This is a genomic window from Proteiniclasticum ruminis DSM 24773 (assembly GCF_000701905.1).
GTDB lineage: Bacteria > Bacillota > Clostridia > Clostridiales > Clostridiaceae > Proteiniclasticum > Proteiniclasticum ruminis.
The window spans coordinates 23,760-45,327 of record NZ_JNKC01000007.1; the positions used below are offsets into that span (position 1 = coordinate 23,760).

The 21,568-nt window shown below is 43.0% G+C and carries 10 protein-coding genes and 1 tRNA gene; 6 read left to right on the top strand and 5 right to left on the bottom strand.

Features of this window, described 5'->3' with window-relative positions:
- Nucleotides 1-47: 47 nt before the first annotated feature.
- From T487_RS0109425 to T487_RS0109435, 3 genes are all read right to left on the bottom strand, one after another.
- A complete protein-coding gene (locus T487_RS0109425; protein ID WP_031576725.1) occupies nucleotides 48-1,364 on the bottom strand; it encodes an ABC transporter substrate-binding protein in 1,317 nt (438 codons plus the stop codon).
- A 168-nt stretch (nucleotides 1,365-1,532) separates the two neighbouring features.
- The gene (locus T487_RS0109430) at nucleotides 1,533-3,107 is read right to left on the bottom strand and encodes a response regulator (protein WP_031576727.1); all 1,575 of its coding nucleotides are present in this window, start codon (nucleotides 3,105-3,107) and stop codon (nucleotides 1,533-1,535) included.
- Nucleotides 3,104-4,864 carry a sensor histidine kinase gene (locus T487_RS0109435; RefSeq protein ID WP_031576729.1) on the bottom strand — a complete coding sequence of 587 codons (1,761 nt, stop codon included), beginning with the start codon at nucleotides 4,862-4,864 and terminating at the stop codon, nucleotides 3,104-3,106. Before T487_RS0109435 ends, T487_RS0109430 begins: the two co-directional genes overlap by 4 nt.
- A gap of 226 nt (nucleotides 4,865-5,090) precedes the next feature.
- On the opposite strand from T487_RS0109435, the gene T487_RS0109440 reads away from it, so the two are divergent.
- Nucleotides 5,091-7,772, top strand: coding sequence for a GH36-type glycosyl hydrolase domain-containing protein (locus T487_RS0109440; protein WP_031576731.1), 2,682 nt, complete (start codon nucleotides 5,091-5,093; stop codon nucleotides 7,770-7,772).
- A gap of 23 nt (nucleotides 7,773-7,795) precedes the next feature.
- Entirely contained in the window at nucleotides 7,796-8,200 is a 405-nt protein-coding gene (locus T487_RS0109445) for a hypothetical protein (protein WP_031576733.1), read from the top strand.
- A 62-nt stretch (nucleotides 8,201-8,262) separates the two neighbouring features.
- Here T487_RS0109445 and T487_RS15950 read toward each other — a convergent pair whose 3' ends face one another.
- Nucleotides 8,263-8,916: an FtsB family cell division protein gene (locus T487_RS15950; protein ID WP_031576735.1), complete on the bottom strand. Its 654-nt coding sequence runs from the start codon at nucleotides 8,914-8,916 to the stop codon at nucleotides 8,263-8,265.
- 224 nt (nucleotides 8,917-9,140) lie between these two features.
- Here T487_RS15950 and lgt point away from each other — a divergent pair, with 224 nt between their 5' ends.
- The 4 genes from lgt (at nucleotide 9,141) to T487_RS0109470 (ending at nucleotide 12,482) form a co-directional block, all read left to right on the top strand.
- Nucleotides 9,141-9,923, top strand: coding sequence for a prolipoprotein diacylglyceryl transferase (gene lgt / locus T487_RS0109455; RefSeq protein WP_031576737.1), 783 nt, complete (start codon nucleotides 9,141-9,143; stop codon nucleotides 9,921-9,923).
- A 158-nt stretch (nucleotides 9,924-10,081) separates the two neighbouring features.
- Nucleotides 10,082-11,818, top strand: a complete 1,737-nt coding sequence (locus T487_RS0109460; protein WP_031576739.1) for a DUF5050 domain-containing protein — start codon at nucleotides 10,082-10,084, stop codon at nucleotides 11,816-11,818.
- Between the two features lie 17 nt (nucleotides 11,819-11,835).
- Nucleotides 11,836-12,252 (top strand): hypothetical protein, encoded by a 417-nt coding sequence (locus T487_RS0109465; protein ID WP_031576741.1) that lies wholly within the window; start codon nucleotides 11,836-11,838, stop codon nucleotides 12,250-12,252.
- 155 nt (nucleotides 12,253-12,407) lie between these two features.
- Nucleotides 12,408-12,482: transfer RNA gene (locus tag T487_RS0109470), tRNA-Arg, on the top strand.
- Between the two features lie 113 nt (nucleotides 12,483-12,595).
- Here T487_RS0109470 and T487_RS0109475 read toward each other — a convergent pair.
- Nucleotides 12,596-21,427, bottom strand: coding sequence for a glycoside hydrolase family 94 protein (locus T487_RS0109475; protein WP_242848048.1), 8,832 nt, complete (start codon nucleotides 21,425-21,427; stop codon nucleotides 12,596-12,598).
- Nucleotides 21,428-21,568: the final 141 nt, after the last annotated feature.

Genomic DNA, 21,568 nt, shown 5'->3' on the forward strand with positions numbered 1-21,568 from the left:
ATGCCAGCGACACCCATACTCTCTCTTCTACAGCCTGTTAACTTATGTTATTTGTTTATGGCTGCCTTATGTTCCTCGATAAATGCATCTACATCCGCATTTGGTGCAAACAGAGTCTGTACCATTTCATTGTGGATAGTGGCAGGTTCGGAATCCAGGGAAGTATCCCAAGCCAGAACACCTGCTTTGCTCTTTCCAAGAATTTCCTTGATCTGAATGAACAGTGGGTTCAGATTGCTTTCATCTGCTTCTGTTGTCCATCCGCTGAATCCTGTACCTGTCTCATAGGCTGCTACACCCATTCTTTCGTTGATATAGATGGCAAACTTTGCCGCTTCTTCTTTATTTGCTGTATTCTTGTTCACCCAGAAGGATTCTACGAATCCGCCTGCATAATCGGTGGCATTGCCTTTTCCAGAAACCATTGGCATATTCAGTGCCACTACATTAGCAGGGTCGATGGTGGCGGTGGTATCGGTGTAGATTCCATTAGCCATCCAGCTACCCATGATTCTCATAGCTGCTCTTTCATTTCCGAAAGCTGCATTGGCATCATCATTTCCGGACTCCAGAGGATTCTTTCCAAAAGCACCCATGTCGTAAAGTTCCACAAGCTTATTTGCTGCTTCTGTGTATCCAGCATCTTCAAATGGCACTTCGCCCGTGAGCATCTTGTTGATGTTGTCTGCTCCTACTTCTCTCAAGGCCAGTGCCTGGTAGATAAAGGCTGCATTCCATCCATCCTTGGCTCCTGCTGCGATTGGTGTTACCCCATCCAGCTTCTGAAGCTTCTCAACTGCATCCACCAGATCCTCATAGGTTTCTGGAAGCTTTGCACCAGCATCTTCAAACATTTTCTTATTGGCGAAAAGTGTCATGAACCAGGAGAAGGAAGGTACAGAATAAAGCTTTCCATCATACTCGAAAGCAGTGGTGGATCCCTCCAGAATTCTGGACTTCACATCATCTGTAAGATACTCATCGATGGGCAGAAGTTTGTCTGCATTTACAAGCTTTCTTGCAGTACCAGCACCCCAGTAGTAGAACACGTCGATTCCCTTGGCATCTCCTGCAAACTCAGCGGAAATCTTGGTCTTGTATGCTTCTGTATCCAGAGTCTGTGTTTCAATCTTCACATTCGGATTGTCTTTGATGTAATCTGCAACAGCCTGATCGTAAAGCTTCTTCAGTTCATTGGTGTCATTGGACCACTGATGCCAGACATTAAGGGTCACTTCTCCACCTGTTTCTGATCCAGGTGTCTCGGCTCCCGGCTCATCCTTGCTGCCGCAGGCTGCAAGCCCAAGTACCATAGTAGCGGATAACACAGCCGCTGCGAGTCTACTGATAAGATTCTTTTTCATCTGATATTTTCCTCCCAATTATTACTTCATCGTTGTCCTTGGCACCAAATTTTCCATGCATGTTTTAACGTTATCCTTAGTATACTGGAGGACTCTCAGAAGGAAAATTTAATATTTTGCCTAAAAAGGTGATTATTTTTACCTTATTTAAACCTTTTCATGTGAATCTTACACATCTTCTCTGCCCCTTCGGTACTCTTTCACCGTGACGCCAGTGACCTTTTTAAAACAGAGACTGAAATAGTGAGAATCCTTGAATCCTACCTTCTCAGCAATCTCATAGACCTTATCGTCTGTGGTGTTCAAGAGACGGATGCTCTCTTCAATTCTCTTTTTCAGCACGTACTCAATGAAGCTCTGGCCCACTTCTTTCTTAAAAACACGACTGAGATAGCTCTCGTTTGCAAAAATCTTCTGAGCCACAAACCCTAAACTTAGTTCTGGTGAATACAGATCTTCTGAGATGCAGTCCAATGCATCCTGTACTACTTTACGACCTCTCTTTGATTTACGACCTTTATGAAGAGCCATAATTTTACTGATGCTCTCTTTGAGAAAATCATTCATCTCGCCGACAGTGTGGATGGACCGGATATTTTTATAAAACTCATCCTCCCCATATAGAGCTTCCAGATCAAGACCTATGGCATATAAGGGAGAGGAGGCCTTGGAGATGAGATCCATGGTCATCATGCGGTAGTACTCAATATCTGTGATGTTAGAGCTTGTGATAAAGTCGATATACTGATCAATGTACTTCATGACCTTCTCTTCCAGATGATTTTCCACGGAAAATGTGAAATCGTCCCAGTCCATTTCTCTTTTCTCTTCATTCCGTAAGAGAATACTCTCATATTCTGGAAAGGTGATGACCCGGTTTCTTCCAAGAAGAACCGAAGCACTGAGAGCTTTCTGAGCTTCACGGAAAGCTGGAGACAGTTCATCCACGCCATGATGTACACGACTGATTCCGATGGTTGCATACAGCTTCATGCGAAGATTCAGGGATTCATGAATATTCCTTGCTTTTTCCAATGAGTCTTCCATGGAGATACTTTTATGGATGACCACCAGATTTTGAGAAGAGTGCTGAAAAACCATAAACTCATCCACACAGTTTCCCAGAAGTTCGCGGACCGTATGAATTCTACTCTCGTCCGTCGCTCCGTTCTGTTCTCTGATTCTCATATTCCATACGGTATGGGCTTCGGTCAGATGATAAAGACCCGAAGCTCTCAGTTTTTCTTTGGCTGCACCCTGAAGGCTTTCATCTTCCACCACTCTTTGAAGAAGACTCTCGAGGATAATGGCTTGCTCTGCAAGTGTGCTTTCTTTGAGCCTTTCTATACTTCTTTCCTTTTCAATCTCCTCTAAAATATCCGCCTTGATCTTGGTGGATACTTTAGATAAATCCTCCATGGATACGGGCTTCAGTAGAAAATCCTCCACCCCCAGCTGCACGGCTTTTCTTGCGTACTCAAACTCCCGGTATCCGGTAATGATGACAATTTTTGCTTGAGGATGAATTTTCCTGATTTTTTCAGAAAGAGTGAGTCCATCCATTCCTGCCATGCTGATATCTGTCAGAATCACATCCGGTTTTTCCAGGCGAATGATGTTTAAAGCTTCTTCCCCAGAAGAAGCCTCCCCAATGATATGGAAACCATGGTCCTCCCAGGAAAAACCTTTTCGGATCAGTACCCTTTCAAGTTTTTCATCATCCACAATCAATACCCGAATCATTTCTTTCCCTCCTTTAGACGTCTCACTCTTATGGTCACTTCCGTACCAACTCCTTCTACACTATGGATGGAGATGGGATCATCAATATCATAATAAAGCCTGATTCTTTCCATTTGTCCATGAAGCCCAAATCCGGATTTCCCGGTTTTACACTCGCCTTTCAGCACCTCTTCCACTCTTTTCTCACTCATGCCTTTTCCATTGTCGGATACCGCAAAGATAATCTCACCATCTCGTTCAAAGATGTTGATCCAGATGGTGCCTTTTCCGCTTCGGCTTCTGATCCCATGATGTATCGCATTTTCCACAGGTGGCTGTAGAATGAGCTTCAGCACCTTCTCATGGAGAAGATCTTCCTCGACATCGAAAAGCACTTCAATGTTATTGTCATACCGGATATTCAGGATAGTGATATAGCTTTTAATGCTCTCAATCTCATCTCGGATGGAGATCAGATCCAGCCCGCTGTTGAGGCTGTTCCGATAAAAACTGCCCAGTGCTTGCGTGATCTTGAAACAGTTCTGATAATCCTCCATCAGCGCAAGAGCTGACACTGCATCAAGTGTGTTGTACAGGAAATGAGGATTAATCTGGGCGTTGATGATGTCAAGTTTTCCTTTGGCGATGATCTGCTCTTCTTCTTTCACTTTGGCAATGAGATTCCGGATGGACAGCGTCATTCCATTGAAAATTCTTTTCAGCTCATTGATTTCATTGGGGTGTTTGTCTATAGCCATCTCCATGAAATGCCCCTTCTCCACCATCCTCATATGATTCCCCACCTTGGAAAGAGGCTTGAAGATCAGCCGTGTGAGAATCATGGAGCTGATGAAGACAAAGAGGATATTGATGACCACAATGATGGCTATGGCTGTGGTGTAATATGGCGCCATGACTTCCAGTTTGTCTGTTTTAAAAGCTCCTACCAGCTGCCAGTCATTGATGCCCATATCCTGCTTCACAAGTATCGTTCTGTCTCCTTGAAGGTCTACTCGAACATAAGGCTTCTCCTCTTCCTGCATTTTATCCAGTTTGTTTTTCAGATCTTCCTCATGATTTTTCGGAGGAATGATGTAATTGTTCTTTCCATCCACAATGAAGAAATCATTGTTGGATTCTGCACTGACTTCCTCAAAGTAAGATTCCAGCGTCCTTGCATCAATGGTGACAAGAAGCGTTGCCAGAGTCTCGTAAGTGTTCATATCTCCAATTTCCCTGATATAGGAGATATAATTTGGCTGGTTTCGGTACAGGATGATGCCTTCGCTTTTATGGATGAAAAAGCCGTTGCCCCTGGCTTTTTTGAGATTATGATACCAGAAGGTAGACCGGATTTCTCCGGAGTTTACTTTCTCCGGTGCATTTTTATAGGAACTGTATGTATTATGGTACTTGTCAAATATATAGACACCAGAGAGATACTCCCCAGATAGGATCATATTCACCAGACTTTTCCGAATACTGCTCAGTATATAGGGATCCATATATATGGAGTCGATGCTTCGAAGAGAGCTCTGGATGTCCTCATCAAAATAAATCAAGTCAGAAAACTGTGTAACATTATCAAAAATGATGCTGAGATTGCCCTTCAGGGCATTCACGGTCTGAATACCGGCCTCCCCGACCTCTCTCTCCGTGTATTTTCTATTTATAAAGGATATAAAGACAAAGGACATGCTGATGGAAATAATAAGAATGGTGATATTCAGTATGATGATTCGTGATTTTATCGTTAAACTTTTATATAACTCTTTCATAGAATCCTCCTGGACATAACAATTTGACTCTGCCTCTCCAAAGTATATCATTTGATCCCACCATAAACTTAGAGAAAAAGGTTTACATTTGCAAGATTTCCAAAGAAGAAGGTAAAAATTTTTACCTATCCAGCAAAATTAATAAATTTTTTCTACTTCTTTCCTTTGTTATACTTGGAGCAAAATAGGGCATCCTATATCAAAAATACAGGAGGTATTTATAAATATGATTCGCTATCTTAATGATCATGATGAAAGTTTCCGACTGGAACATCCTGAATGGACTTCAGGCCTCTATTTTCCATTGGCCAATGAGCACGGGGTGATGAGCTCTATTTCTCCGAATCTCTCCGGGGATCTCAAAATCTCACAGAATGCATTTCTCCTTCCTCCAGTGAGCATTGAGAACCTGCATAATGACAAATCCTCCAGGAATATCTGGGTAAAAGTCAATGGAGAGATTCTTTGGTCTGCCACAGGAAAATCCTCTTCCCAGGAAGCTCAGCTTTTCACAGACAAAAAAGAGACAACGGTTCTGGAAGCAGGGTTCATGCACCAGAAAACCGAAAGGACCTCCAGCTTTGGACTGAAAGCAGAAATCACATCTTATGTGCCTTCTGAGGATGTGCTTGTGGAAGTGACAGGCGTTACATTGACAAATACTTCTTCTGAAGCCATGGATGTTGAAGTGTTCTCCGCGACCCCTATTTATGGAAGATCTGCTGACAATATAAGAGATCACCGTCACGTGACAGCATTGCTTCATCGTGTTCACACAGAGAAGTTTGGTGTTTCTGTATGTCCAACCATGAGCTTTGATGAGCGTGGCCATCAGAAAAACACAGTGTCTTACGGTGCTTACGGCGCCATGGATGGCGAAGCCCCCTTGGGATTTGTCACCACCATCAAGGATTTCATCGGAGAAGGCGGAAGTCTTGAGAATCCCAGATATTTTACAAAGCCTACACCTCTTGCCAAGGAAGGAGAAACCTCTGAAGGATTCGAAGCGCTGGGGGGGCTGCAGTTTGGAAAACGGACCCTTCTACCTGGTGAAAGCGCGTTCTATTCTTTCCTCCTGACTTTCAAAGATGAAATGGACTCCAGTGAGGACTCTGTTCTGGCCTATCTTGAGAAAGCTCAGTTCGAGAATGGACTGGAGAAAACCATCAAGTACTGGCGTGAAAAGGTGAATATCCAGGTGAACACCTCCAGTTCAAGCTTCAACCAGTGGATGCGCTGGGTGGCTTTTCAGCCGTTCCTCCGAAGGATCTACGGCTGCTCCTTCCTGCCTCATCATGATTACGGTAAAGGTGGACGGGGCTGGCGTGATTTATGGCAAGACTGCCTGGCTCTTCTCATCATGGAGCCATCCAAAGTCCGGGAAATGCTACTTCAAAACTTTGCCGGTGTCCGGATAGATGGCACCAATGCTACCATCATCGGTATGAATCCTGGGGAATTTGTGGCAGACAGAAACAACATCACCCGTGTCTGGATGGACCATGCCATGTGGCCATTTCTCACCACCCATCTCTACATTCAGCAGACAGGGGATCTCAAACTTCTCCAAGAGGAAACCACATACTTCAGTGATCCTCAGATCCATCGGGGAGAGAAGAAAGATCCTGCCTGGAAACAAGAGCACAAAAACCTGCTCATGGATGCTCAGGAGAAACCCTACAAAGGCACAGTTCTAGAGCATATTCTGGTGGAGCATCTCACAGCAGTGCATGATGTAGGTGCCCATGGTCATCTGAAAATCCATGGTGCAGACTGGAATGATGCTCTGGATATGGCAGACAAAAACGGTGAAAGTGTTGCTTTCACCGCAATGTATGCGAAGAATCTCGAAGATATCGCAGATCTTCTTATGGAACTGAAAAAGGAAGGCTACAACGCAGTGGATCTCACCAGCCAACTTCAGGTGCTTCTTCAGACCTCCACATCTGATTTCTCCTCCATAGAGAAAAAGAAAGAAAGACTTACCATGTATTTGAATACGCCTTTCACTGGAGAGAGAAAATCCTATTTTCTGGAGGAAATCATTGGATCCTTAAGAACCAAGGCGGCATTCATGAAAGAATGGATCCGGTCGAATGAATGGCTCGAAACAGAGGATGGCCATGGCTTCTTTAACGGTTACTATGACAATCATAAAAGACGCGTGGAAGGATCCTTCTCTGGAGGTCTTCGCATGATGCTCACCAGCCAGGTATTTTCTGTAATGTCCTCCACCGCAGAGGAGTCTCAGCTGAAAAAGATTGTAAGAGCCTGTGATGCGCATCTCTATGACCCGAAGATTGGCGGGTATAAACTGAACACCAATTTCCATGAAGTGAAGATGGACCTTGGCAGAATGTTCGGCTTTGCCTATGGCCACAAAGAAAACGGTGCTGTATTCTCCCATATGACCGTGATGTACGGTTATGCGCTCTATTTAAGAGGCCTGGCAAAAGAAGGCTACAGAGCACTGAATACTCTTTTTGCACACTGTGCGGATTTCGAGAACAGTAAAATCTATCCCGGAATCCCGGAATATGTCGATCCGGAAGGAAGAGGCATGTACCATTACCTCACAGGCTCCGCCAGCTGGATGCTTCTTTCTGTGGTCACGCAAATGTTTGGTGTAAGAGGCAGACTGGGCAATCTTTATTTCCATCCGCAGCTGGTTTCAGAGCAGTTTGACGCGGAAGGAAATGCATCCATTCTATTGCCGTTTTCCGGAAGGTCCTTTAAAATAATCTATAGGAATGATAAGAAATTATCTCCTGATGTTTATAAAGTGAAAGAAATTTTACTGAACGGAAAAAACTATGCGTTCTATGAAGAAACACCACAAATAAGAAAGGAAGATCTGCTGGAACTTTCTGAAGACGCCCTTCACGAAATTACCCTGATTCTGGACTGATCAGCAAACGGAGGTTATATGTGATGAAAGATATTGAAATTGTTCCTTTTCCCGCTTCTGGATACCATCCTCTTGTAGATTTTGAATCCTGGAGGGTTGCGGTCTTAAGGCCCTGTGAAGATCTGCTGCCGGAAAACCTCAACCACTTGCAGAAGCACCTTTATACCGATGAAGTGTTTGTACTGCTGAGTGGCAAATGCGCCCTGTACACTGCAGGTTGCGAAGAAATCCCCGGTGCTATCGTAAAGACCGAGATGAGACTGCATGAGGTCTATAATGTGAAGAAGGGAGTATGGCATACCCATACGCTCTGCGAGGACGCAGAAGTCCTCATCATCGAGAACCAGGATACTGGAGAGGAGAACTCTCCAAAATTCTCATTGACCGAGCAGATGCATCAGAGAATTCTCGAACTGGAGAAACCATAAAAAAGGAGTTTTGGATTCCCATGGCAATCATGGGTTCCAAAACTCCTTTTCTTTTACGTTTCTTATCTCATAATGGTATCAGATAGATTCGGCACGTGGTCAAATTCAATTTTCTCACCATCTAATGTGAAATGAACACCGTCCACCCAAATTCCACCATATTCTCTTTGGAGGAATGTTTCAGATAATGCTGTTTCTGTCATATTCCCACCAGTAGAACCCTGGAAGTAATCATAAATCCAGCTCTTGGCACCCACTTCTCCGGACCCTTCAATAAGGTCCACATAAAGGATGTTTTTTCCATCCTCTTCCTTGATTTCCAGAGCCTTCATGGTCAGGCCGCCAAAGACTTCCTCTCCAAGCTTATCCGCGAGCATCTGCATTTTGTTTAAAAGAGGTTCATCCGTCTTCACGACAATACTGATTACTTGAGTCATGGTACCGTCTTCTTCAGCACCAAAAACTGGGAGCTCCTCTTCCTCTTCTTCAATTAGTTCTCCAGAACCGGAAGCTTTCAACTCTTCAATCTCCACTTTCAGTGCTTCGTTCTCTTCCTTCAACGCTGCATTGTCTGCTTCCAGAGAAACAATCTTCTCCTCCAGCTGCTTCACTGTATCCTCATTCACTCCAGCAGATCCATTTTCTTTATTGCTACATGCAGCCAATAGTGTCAAGGACATCAAGATGGCAACAATCTTCAGCATATTCTTTTTCATAAGTAATCCTCCCTCTCGTCTCAAATTGTCTCTGTACCTATATTATAACAAAATTCCATCTATAGATATGACAATTTGTTTAATTCACAATTCACGAATGTACTAAAGCACCCGTGGACTGCCCCTATTATGAGGATGATGCAGTCTTGCCTGATTTCCTTAAAGAAAACTTAGGTTTCCTATGATATAATGGAACAAAATTTAAAATGAAAGAGGTACCTATTATGGATCCAGTTGCATTCAGATTATTTGGTACACCGATCATGTGGTACGGTGTGCTCATTACCATAGGCGTTCTTGTCGCCTTCGTTGTCGTTTACTTTAATGCCAAAAGAAGTGCCGGAAAAGTCAGCTTTGATGATGTGACAGATGCTTTTCTCTATGCGTTCCCCTTAGCCCTTATCGGAGCCAGAGTCTATTATGTCATCTTTGAGCTGGACCAGTATGACACCTTTATGGAAATGCTGGACTTCCGAAGTGGTGGCCTTGCCATTCACGGAGGGCTCATCGGAGCAGCCATAGGTGTGTTCATTTATAAGCTCATCAAAAAGAAGAACATGGCACAAATACTCGATATGGCCGATGCGGCAGCGCCTGCCATCATTCTCGCCCAAGCCATTGGCAGATGGGGAAACTTCATGAACCAGGAAGCCCATGGTGGTCCTGTGACAGAAGCGTTTATTTCGAAGTTCCCGGAGTTTATCCAAAATGGTATGCTCATTAACGGCACCTATTATCACCCCACATTCCTCTATGAATCCATCTGGAATGTGCTGGTTTTTATCGTACTGATGATCTGGTTCGGTAAGAAGAAAGAAAAGGAGCACGGCATCATTCTCTATGCCTATATGATCCTTTACTCCATCGGCCGTTTCTATATTGAAGGCTTAAGAACAGACAGCCTGATGTTTCTCGGCATGAGACAGGCGCAGCTCATTTCTCTGGTGGCCATCTTCTTTGGTGTCATCATGATCTATGTCACCAAGAAGCGGGCAAGAAACGCATAACTCTTGACATCAGTGGATCCGGAATCTTCCGGGTCCTTTTTGTTTTCTTAGGATTTATTTTCACAATATTCAGATTTATATTCTGGTTATTTCACAAGAAGGTGCTACACTGAAGGCAGGAGGACTCCTTAAAAATAATATGAGAAGAAGGGTTTGGAATGAGATTCAGAAAATTATGGAAAGCCGCTCTCTTCCTTTGTTTCTCTGTGATTCTCTTCAGCTGCGGCACCTCTCAAAAAAGCACTGTCCTTTCCGGAAATACCAGTGGCAATCTAGCGAACGGCGGCATTCTGGTTGGTGATGGAGATACCATCTACTTCAATCATTTCGGTGACCAAAACAAGCTCTACAAGATGGATCAGAGCGGTGATGGCCTCATCCCTGTGAGTGATGAAATTGCTTATTCTCTTAACATTTCCGGAGACCTATTGTACTTTCTCAGCGGAACTGAAAATAATGCCATTGTGAAGATGAAGAAAGACGGAAGTGAGCGCTCAGTGCTCTCAAATGAGAAGGCATTGAGTCTCCAGTGCAGCGGCGACTTCCTTTATTTCATTTCCATGGGCGAAGAGACCAATCCAGATAAAACTTTTACACTCCATCGAATGAATAAAAGTGGTGAAGAGGTGACCAGAATTCTTGATGACAAAATCCAGCAGTTTTTTGTTTCCGAAAATAGACTCTATTACATCCGCCAGGAGGACCGTAGTCTCTATGTTTCAGATCAAGATGGTAAAGATCCTGTGAAGCTTCATGATGGATCGGTCATAAATTTTATTCTCTATGAGGATAAAATTTACTTTGTGGATGGGGCAGAGGATAAAAATCAGCTCTTTGTTATGGATCGGGACGGAAAGGATCTGAAACGCCTAACGGAGGAAAAGCTCTCTTCCTTCCACATCTCCAATGAGGTCATCTACTATGGCAATACCACCGAAAAGGCTTCTATGCTGGAGCTGAAAAAAATGAGCTTGGATGGCAGCAGTAAAGAAGTCCTGGAAGAAATACCGGTGATTTCCATACTGTCCCATGATTCATGGCTTTGTCTTCTTTCCATGGATTTCAGTTCTTTCTCCATCAAAGAGACTCTGAGAGATACCGAGACTGAGAAAGAGATGGTCTTTGAATATGTCAATCCTCCAGCTGAATCTGCTTTGGCAGTCTATGACGCAGGAGCGGAGGTCACAGTGGATCAGCTTAAAGTAAAGGTGCAAGATGTGTATGTCACCAATATCCTCAAAAATGAGGATCCAAATTATGAATCCACCATATTTGATTCTGTGACCGATGGCGCCTTCGTCTTTCTCACGATAAACGCGGAAAATCTTGGGGAGGAACCTCTGGAGCTCTATGAGACTTTGGGACATATTCTGGACATCAATGAAGCATATCCTTCCATTTACTGGTATACTTTTTATGAGGTGGAGGAAGAGCTTCTAAGTGGTGAAAAGAAGTATGCAATGCCTGAAAGTTTTCTTCAGTCTATGGTCCTGCAGCCCAAAGAATCCAAAACACTTCAGCTCTATGCAGAGCTTTACGACGTAGGAAATCCAATTTATCTTTATATCAAAGACCCCGTAAATCCTAACAGCATCCATGCCCTTGAAGTGAACCTACCAGAGTATGTGCGGGTCCACAGCTTTGAGTCCGCATTGAAGCTCATGGAAGAAACCTTCCCTGGAAATGAGATCATACTGCAGAACGGAATCGGATTCTTAAAACCTGGTACGGAAGAAGAAGCCATGTTCTATGCTTTTGAAGTAAGAAACAAAGAACTCTCTTCTCCAGAATACTACTTTGTGGAGAGAGACACAGGGGAAATCTACATTGGGGAACCAGATCCTTCTTTCCCTGATTTCACAGCAGTACCAAAGGAGCTTTGGCAAAAACCATAAGGTGGTGGCAAATTTTCATGAGAGAATGGCATAATGAACCTGCATCGGATCTTCAGAAAAAGAAGATTCTCTCATTGATGAGCCGCTATCCTCAATACAAGCTACTAGTAAACCTGGATGTTCTGAAAAAAGGACAAGCCCATAGCCTCATTAGTCTTCTTCTCGAGAAAAACCTAAGTTTTCTACTGGAGAAACGAATTTTAGCAAAAGATTCCTCCGAGAGCATAAAAGAACGGCCGAAAGAAAAGCAGATTTATAGAATTTCAGAAGGCGATGATCTTGCAGCCTATTCTGTTTTCCGAAACAAGGTAAAGGGTAAACTCCTTCAGTATGAACTTCATGGCAGTGACATTGTATTTCAGATTATTGAAGTGCTTGGAGAGATTCCAGCAGATATACTAAACGCTACCGACCTGAAAGTAGAGAAACTCTAGAAAACTTTTCAAGAGCCCCATAATTAAAGGTTTTTGGATCATAGTAGGGAGATAAGGCTATGAGGTTGTGATGCTACGGCCATAGGCGCCCACAATCTCCTTGTCTCCCTTCATTGACTTCAAACCCCGAATATATTACAATAACTATTGTTCAAGCCTTCATAGTTAAATGGATATAACAAGCCCCTCCTAAGGGCTAGTTGTGGGTTCGATTCCCGCTGAGGGTACCATTTTATTTTCATCATTTAAGGAATATTACAACCATAATAAACAGGGGCGCTGTATACTCCATTGCACAAGCAATGATTATACAGCGCCCTTTACGTTCTATAGCCATCCATTATTATGTTTGTAATGCACCATTCATGAGCACTTCCACATCATGAGTAAATCCATCATCCATTAGCGCAATAGAGTTCTCAGCTTCTAGGTTGCCATCCAGATAGATTTCACAGACTCCAGTCTGTAAACCGTTTGGATTTTTGAATTTAATCTCATATATCGTTTGGAGATACCTATAACGTACACAATACTCAAGCCACTTTCCGGGTATGCTGGGACTGAAAATCAGTTTGTCACCTTGTCTGTAAATACCAAGTATATTCTCCAGACCAGCTTTATACATCCACCCTGCAGATCCTGTATACCAGGTCCATCCGCCTCGTCCCACATGAGGATACTCACTGTATACATCTGCAGCCATCACATACGGCTCCGTCTTATATGTCATCAGTCCTTCCTCAGTTCGGGTATGATGGATTGGATTGAGAAGCTTTAACAGATTCCACGCTTTCTCGCCTTCTCCTAACCTAGCGAACGCCGCCACTGTCCATGCAGCTGCATGGGTGTATTGACCACCATTCTCCCTTATCCCAGGAAGATATCCTTTAATATAGCCTGGATTGCTGTTTCCACTGTCAAAAGGAGGTGTCAATAGCTTCACAACCCCTTCGTTTTCCATGACGAGATAATTTTCAAGAGATTGCATTGCTTTTACTGATCTATCCCTATCGCCAGCTCCAGAAAGCACGGACCATGTTTGAGCCAGTGAATCTATCTTACATTCAGTGTTGATCGCAGAACCTAACGGCGTGCCATCATCAAAGAACGCTCTGAGGTACCAGCTGCCGTCCCAGGCGCTGCTTTCTATAGCATCCTTCAAGTCCGCTGAAATGTCCGTGAATTCGTCTGCAATTAGAGCATCCCCCATTTTTCTTGCGATTGGTATAAATTTCTGAAGCGTATCAAAAAGGAACCATCCGAGCCATACACTTTCTCCTTTCCCATCTATTCCTATGTTATTCATGCCATCGTTCCAATCACCACCTCGCATGAGGGGCAACTTATGCACTCCGAACCTCATGGCATTTTTCAGTGCTCTTAGACAATGATCATACAAAGAATATTTATCTGTGGATATTCGCGGCTGGCAATATCGTTCATTCTCATGATCCTCTAAAGGATCTTCCTCCAGATAGGGTGCCATACTATCCAATATCCCAAAGTCTCCCGTAATACTGATATATTCTGCAGTTACATAGGGAAGCCATAGAAAATCATCTGATATCCGTGTTCTGGTCCCTTTACCAGAAGGTTCATGCCACCAATGCAGTACGTCCCCCTCTTCAAACTGATGTCCTGCATGTTTAATAATCTGCTCCTTTGCTATAGCTGGCCAAGTTGCCGCCAAAGCCAGTGTGTCTTGAAGCTGATCTCTGAAACCATATGCACCGCCGGCTTGATAAAATCCAGAACGAGCATATAACCTGCAAGAGATCACCTGATACTGAAGCCATCCGTTCAGCATAATGTTCATGGCGCTATCTGGTGTCGATACTTCAATAGTACCGAGCTTTTCATGCCAGAAGCTCTTCACCTGGTCCAAAGCCTCCTTTGCATTCAGTAAATTCTTGTATTTGACAGCAAGTTCATCAGCTTGTTCCCGATTGTTGCCGATACCCATAACAAAAACAAATTCCTTCGTTTCCTTAGGTTCCAACCTTATTTCTATCTGCATAGCACCACAAGGGTTAAAGCCTGCACCTGTTTCTCCGCTGAGTCCAGGGCTCACCAAAGCATCTGGTGATAATATGCCTCCTCTTCCAAAGAACTCCTTTCTGTCTCCAGTAACGGTCCTATCCTCATGAGAAGTGTCAATAAAGCAAACTTTACCTGCGAACTCTCTGTTATAAGGGTTTTCAATTAGAAGGGAACCACTCGATGTCTGAGAGCTGACCAGATGCATCTCTGTTTCCTCTGTGCTTACACCTAGTAAAGGCTTCATGTAAAAAGTCACGGTAATGATTTTAGGTGTCAGATTTTCATTTTGAAAACGAAACATGCTGATTTTTACAGGATCATTCACAGGGACAAATTGTACAAGCTCTTGATCTAATCCATGGCTTTTGTGCAGAAACTTTGAATATCCAAACCCATGTTCTATGGTATACGGCTCTTCTTCCCTTATGGGGAGTGATGCCCCAGACCATAGGTTTCCAGACTCATCCCCTATATAAAAGATCTCTGATGGCTCATCACCGACTGCGTCGTTAGACCACTTTGAAATTTTAAATTCTCTGCTGTTATCACTCCACGTGTATCCTCCACCAGACTCCGACACGATAAATCCAAAGTTTGGGTTTGCAATCACATTGACCCACGGCAAAGGAGTCCTCTTTCCATGTTCAAGCCTAATCACATAGCTTTTCCCATTTTCTCCAAAGCCTCCAAGTCCATTGTAAAATAGAAGCTCCTCATGGTCTTCCGTTTCAAAATTCGGAACCAACATGGGTATATCATTTTGAGACTTTCTTGCATTTCTCACCTCAGTACGGTTACCAAGTTCAGTTGTACTTGTACTTTTCTCTCCTAATGCCTTCCTGATAAAAGAACTGTACTGCTTTCTCATCTTCCCTCGACTTCCTTCAAAGATCATCCTGGCGTTGGCATAGAAGAAATCAATCTCCTCCGATGTCATATCACTGGATTTCAATATAAAAACATCCCGATGCAGATTCATAAAATCCTGAGTCTGTGTACTGTAGACAGCTTCTGTAATCAGCGCGTAAAGAGGATTGATATAACTGTATTCTTCTTTGCATAAAATGACCAGATCCACTTTAAGATCCTTTACTCTCCAATACTCGTGAGCCTTCAAGAGCTCATGGAGAAGCTCCACATCATCGGTTTTGTCCATTGTAAGCAATACCATAGGCCTATCTCCGGAGATACCATATCGCCAAAATGTCGGCTGTCCCAAATGACTGCTCTTGATCTTCTCTTCATAAATTCTTCGCCTAGGACTGATAAAGAGAATGTCTGAGATCATATCCTGATAAAGCTCCATATCATGGGCTTTTATGTTAAGATACTTCGCTTCCACCTGACTTCTTGTAAGTGCGAATCTGAAGGAAGCATCACAAGCTTCAGCGTTACCGTATTTTACTACCAGTTCCATCAAAGCTTCCCTGCTCTCTGCAGTAACAGTAACAAAGAAAATTCTGGCCATCTCTCCCGGTTTAATGCGAATACTGGTCCTCAAGCTGAAGATCGGATCCAGAACAGATCCCACCGTATTGGAAAGAGGCTTTCCTCTTTCTATGACTTCTGGGTTTCCTGTGTGATGATTTCTTCCTATAAACTTCAGCCTATCTGTTTCGTACTCGATCTCACTGACAGTTTCTCCTTCTATTACTGGTATACTGGCAATCCAAAGCTTTCTGTCCTGTTCGCTCCTTCTTCTTCTGTTTGCCAGAAGCACCTTATGCTCATGATCATATTCTGTTCTGATGAAAAGGTTGCTGAAGGCCGGGTGTGCAACATCACTACCGTGTGATGCACCTACAAGTTCAATGTAGCTGGTGAGCTGAATGATACATGGAGACCCTCCATTATTCTTTAGTTTCAGCCTTCTGACCTCAGCGTTATCTCCAGATCCCACAACAATCTCCGTCAACGTTTCAATCTCTCCGTCAGTTCTTTTATAAGAAGCCTTATCCGCAGTGAAAATCACTTCATATTTCTCAGGTGTTTTGTTTAGTGGCGCATAGGCTGAAGACCAGATTTGGTCTGTTTCAATATTTTTTAAATAGAAGAAAGCGCCATAGTTTTCTGTGATCGGATCTTCTCTCCACCTTGAAATATCAACGTCCTTTGTCCTGCTGTATCCAGTGCCCTGATCCGTAAGTCCAACAAAATAGTTTCCATTAGAAAGGATATGGACCTTCGGCAAATCAAAATCAGGCGAGCTGAACTCCCTGTATGAAATCTCCTCGTTGTATATTTTCACCTTTGATACTGGGATTTTCTCTTTGCTTCCTTTTGTAAAAATAAAGTTTTGAGGCACCTTTTCCTGCAGAAGCAGTCTGGCTGACTTCACAAAAGGATTTTCGCCAAACCTCTTCTGCATAATGTCATCGTTGAGATAATTATTCAATGCCATGAGACTCATCCCTTGGTGATGGGCCATATAACTCCTGATGATTTTTTTATGGGATCCCGGTTCAAGATGGTCAAGGGTATAATCCAAAGCTTCATAATATCCGTAGCTTCCTTCCATCCCTTCTGCCTTTAAATGAGTTAAATTCTTATATGCCTCTTCAGGGAAAACCAAGAGTGCAAGGACTGTAGCATAAGGTGCAATGACATTATCTTCAGCCAAACCTCTTTTTAACCCAAGCCATGGTACACCGATGGCTTTATACTGATAATCCAGATTGATGTCAATGACGCCAAATGCAGATTCTGAACTTCCCCAAGGTACTTGTCTCTGTTTCCCGTACTTTATCTGGCTTTTTACCGCAAAAGAATAGGTTTCATCCAGCAGAGTATTCTTATAGCTACGCATGATAAGCAGTGGCATCAGATACTCAAACATCGTGCCACTCCATGAGACAAGGCCTTTGAACCGGTCGACCACCGTAAGGGATCTCCCAAGCATAAACCAATGATTAGGTGGCACCTCACCTCTTGCTATGGCTAAGTAGCTCGTCTGTCTTGCTTCAGAAGCAAGAAGATCGTAATAGGAGTTCGTCAACCTCATTTCTTCCACATTGTATCCAATATAGAACAAATGCCTTCGCTCGCTGTATAGGGACTTGAATATCGTGCCTTCGGACAGCTCTGATATTCTTGAAATCAACTTTTCATAGCGTTCTATGAATTCCGTGGTAAACTGAATGGATTTTATTGCCGCCTCCTTTACTTCATTCAACCAATCAAGAATTCCTTCCATTGATTCCAAATCACTTTCATAAAGTTCATCCAGCAACTGATCACAGCAATCCACTATGCGTTTTCCAAGTTCAGGAAGGTCATGTAAAGGGGTATTGGTTCCAATGAGAACCATTAGCTTTGCAAAAACTGGATTCATTTCAACATGGGTATCTTGACTATTCGATAGGGATGATGCCATGACCCAAGGCATGAACAGCTCCATTTCCTTCAGCAGTGAGTCTCCCTGATGCCGAAGCTTCAATGCCCACTCCTTCCGGGATGATTCAGATTGATGTGAAATCTCAGTGAATCTCTTAAGCGCTCTGAACCAAGCCGTCGGTTCAATGACTTCCTGCTTTTCAAAAGAGCTTATGGTCAGTACTGCCTGAGGAAGTTCTCTATGCTCTTCCATTCCTGCTATGACGGTATCTGTGATACCACGCGCATATGATGAATCAAGGAGTGGCTTTTCCATGTAATCCTGAAGCCCTTCAATTAATGTGATCAGATAACAAACCAGATTCCCGCTGTCAACAGTAGATACATACATGGGTCTCATAGGTTTTAGCGTTCTCGTATCGTACCAGTTATATAAATGTCCATTCCATTTCTCCATTTTTTCTATGGTAGAAATGGTTTTAGAAATCCTTTCTGTTGCTTCCAAGAGGCCTATATACCCCATGTCTCTTGCCGTAAGTGAAGCCATCAGCCCCAATCCGATATTCGTTGGAGATGTTTTGTGGGCAATGCCTCGATAGGGTTCTTCCTGGAAATTATCCGGAGCCAGATCATGGTTTCCTGCATTGGAAAACTCCTCGAAATATCTCCAGGTTTTTCTAGAAGTTTTTCTCAGTTCCAGTAAAGCCTCATTGTTCAGTCTGGTATATTTATTATTTTCATCCCTGCTGATGAGGTAAGCAATAACAGGTGAACTGAGCCAGACTACTGCTAATAATGAACTTAATAAGAGATTTTCAGGTTTGAAATAATACGTAAGTATTACTATGATCAATCCGGAAGCAGCACTTGCCCCCATGGATCTTATATAGCTTTCCAGGGAATTCGGCTGTGCTTTGTCCGCATCTGAAGATGTGACCCATTCGAGCAGATTTTTCTTGGTGAAAAACACTCTTGCAAGTGTTACGGTGATAGCATTTAATGCCTTCACTGCTTGATACGGGAGTAACATGATGCTGAGTAAAAACTGAAATACGGATGCTTTTATGCCAAAAAATCCTGGTAGATATCTTTTTATGGTATCAGGTCTGAGACCCTCTCTGAAGATTCTAGCCATGAGTGAAAGCCCTAGTGGAGTACCCAAAGCCAGAATGCCAAGACTGAACCAAAAAACACCCGATCCTGGGAGTAAAGTGAATCCAACGATGAAAAGAAGCATCACCGAAGGAGCCATCAGGCTTCTTCTCAGATTATCTATGATCTTCCATTTCGAAACTACTGATAAAGGATTGGATATGGTTGAATGATCCATTGTATGTAAACTTCGGAAAAGCCATGGTACCAGCTGCCAGTCTCCTCTGATCCATCTGTGCAGTCTTGCCATGAAAGAATTATATTTTGATGGATATGAGTCTATCAGCTCAAGATCCGAGACTAAGGCCGCTCTAACAAAGGATCCTTCCAGAAGGTCATGACTCAGTATTGCATTTTCAGGCAAAGTCCCCTTTAATACCGTCTGGAACACTCTAAGATCATAGATGCCCTTTCCGGTAAATATTCCTTCACCAAACAGATCCTGATAAACATCAGATATGGCACTGGCGTATGGATCCAAACCTTCTTGACCTGTATAGATCCTTGAAAAAACGGATCTGTTTGAGCTGTCACTATCAAAAGAAATTCTCGGCTGCATCAAGCCATATCCTTTGGTAACAATGCCTTTCTCTTTGTCAATCACTGGACTGTTCAGTGGATGTGCCATTGTCCCAATCATTTTTTTTGCCATCCCTAAAGGAAGCACCGTATCCGCATCAAGTGTGATGACGTATCTGATATCATTGTCTGGAAGAAATTTATTGGAACTATAGGAAAAACTTGTGTCTGTAGAGCCCAGCAGGAGTTCATTAAACTCCATCAGCGCGCCTCTTTTTCTTTCCCAGCCTGTCCAGGTTTGATCTATTTCGTTCAGTTTCCTGTCTCTATTGTAGAAATAAAAAATATCTTTTTCTCCATTTGAGTATTTGCCATTCAGCTCCATTATTCTTAATGACGCTTCCTCTATGATGCTTTCATCGCTATCGATGGTCTCGTAATCAGAATCTTTGAACGCACCAATTAAAGCAAAAAAGAGGTTCTTTTCTCTGTTACCAAGATAGTGGTTCTCCATATTCTCCATGAGCTCCCGCACCCTCTTCCTGTCGGGGATGATTGCTGGAATTACGACTATGGTCCGCATACTATCTGGAACTCCTTCTTTAAGCTCAAGTCTTGGGAATACTGCAGGCTTTTTTACTCTGTTCACAATCCAGTTGGCTATAGATATGACGATATCAGAAACAGGAATAATCACCGCAATAGCTGTGAGAATCATAAAGAAAATAGAACTGGAATCCGCATGGGTCCTTGAGTATGAGACTGCCATCAGTGTCAACAGAATCGTGAACAAGACAATTGAGAGCATATAAATCGCACCCTGGTTCGCTACAAACCTTCTTCTGATTCTGGTGAAGTATTTAATTTCTCTTTCCTGCCTTTCTTCCAGTAAAGACAGCCCGTCCCCAATGATATAATATCCAATATGCCAGGTATGATTCATGTTCTCGGAATCAGCACTGGCAGGATTTTCAGAAGAGAAGGCTCTTCTGGCCAGGTACAGCGCTTCTTTTCCAATATAAAGCTCAGAAACCCCAAACATTTTAGCTATATGTTCCACCGTATTCTTGTAATAGAAACGTGATTGAATATCCATAAGACTATATGTGCCATCAGGATCCTGTGCTAGTATTTTTTCCAGATTGCTGGCAGCATCAAATAACTCTGTCCAGTTCATCCCTGAAAGGTACTTGAGACTTATAATGCAATTTCCAATCCCCACCGTACTGATCGCCTGAGCATTGTGTTCCTTCTGGGCTAAGAGTTCTGCTGAAGTATCAAACCTCCCTAGAACCCCATCTATATAACGCAGGACATCAGAATAGCTTTTTCCAGATCTTCTCAGTCTATAGAATAGATGTTCCACAAAAGAGGAATTAGGTGTCTCTATCATACTGCTGACGGCTTTGTTCCCTTTCTCAAATAACGCGCTGATTTCGTCGGAGGTCGTATGGTCCAATAAAGCCCACTCCTCAACCATTTCATCTGCAAGATTCCACTGCTTTTTTGTTTCTATGATATCCTCACATACCATCCTGATATTTTCCAGGAGTGCTAACTTTAACATAGCTGGCATTGCATAAATCTCACGTTCCAAAAGCACATTATGAGACTGATATGCGTCCAAATACTGGAGCAGGACCTCCTCCTCGATACGGCCTTGTGTATGGCTGACCAGCTCCATCATAAGTACTGAGATTCGTGTAACATTTTGATATGGACCTTTTCTTAAGACCGGAAGCTCAAAATAGCTTTTCTTAGACATGTTTCTTCGAAGTCCATTCACCTGTTCTTCCAGCACATAAAAATTATCAAGCAGCCACTCAGCAGCAGGAGGTACTGAGTTTTTTTTAGTCACTTCCGCATTCAGTTCCATATAAGTCTGTTGGATGTATTTAAAATTGTCATTCATTCGGGAAATAGGCCAGCTCCGTTTGCTTCTTTGTGGTACCACGGAATGCTCCAATGACATGCTTTTTGCATGTTCCACCAGTTCCTCAACGCTGAGGGAGGCATCTCTAACCTTTATATTCCTTACTCTTCTAATTCTGTACAATACGCCAAGAAAAACCAAAACCACCAGAACCAAAGCACCTAGGATAACTCTATAGTCTATATCAAGTCTGATCAATCGGACTACCTCCTTAGGATTTTCAAGATAAAAAAAGTCGCCTTTCGTAAAAAGCGACTTTAGCTGCATGTAACTGTTGATTTAATTTTTAACCACGAGTTCTTTTTATTATTTTAATTATACTTTAATTTATTATAAAAG

Excerpts from the sequence above, each read along its gene's own strand:
- T487_RS0109440 (WP_031576731.1), top strand. The coding sequence starts at position 5,091 with ATGATTCGCTATCTTAATGATCATGATGAAAGTTTCCGACTGGAACAT.
- lgt (WP_031576737.1), top strand. The coding sequence starts at position 9,141 with ATGGATCCAGTTGCATTCAGATTATTTGGTACACCGATCATGTGGTAC.
- T487_RS0109430 (WP_031576727.1), bottom strand. The coding sequence starts at position 3,107 with ATGATTCGGGTATTGATTGTGGATGATGAAAAACTTGAAAGGGTACTG.
- T487_RS0109425 (WP_031576725.1), bottom strand. The coding sequence starts at position 1,364 with ATGAAAAAGAATCTTATCAGTAGACTCGCAGCGGCTGTGTTATCCGCT.
- T487_RS15950 (WP_031576735.1), bottom strand. The coding sequence starts at position 8,916 with ATGAAAAAGAATATGCTGAAGATTGTTGCCATCTTGATGTCCTTGACA.
- T487_RS0109465 (WP_031576741.1), top strand. The coding sequence starts at position 11,836 with ATGAGAGAATGGCATAATGAACCTGCATCGGATCTTCAGAAAAAGAAG.
- T487_RS0109435 (WP_031576729.1), bottom strand. The coding sequence starts at position 4,864 with ATGAAAGAGTTATATAAAAGTTTAACGATAAAATCACGAATCATCATA.
- T487_RS0109445 (WP_031576733.1), top strand. The coding sequence starts at position 7,796 with ATGAAAGATATTGAAATTGTTCCTTTTCCCGCTTCTGGATACCATCCT.
- T487_RS0109460 (WP_031576739.1), top strand. The coding sequence starts at position 10,082 with ATGAGATTCAGAAAATTATGGAAAGCCGCTCTCTTCCTTTGTTTCTCT.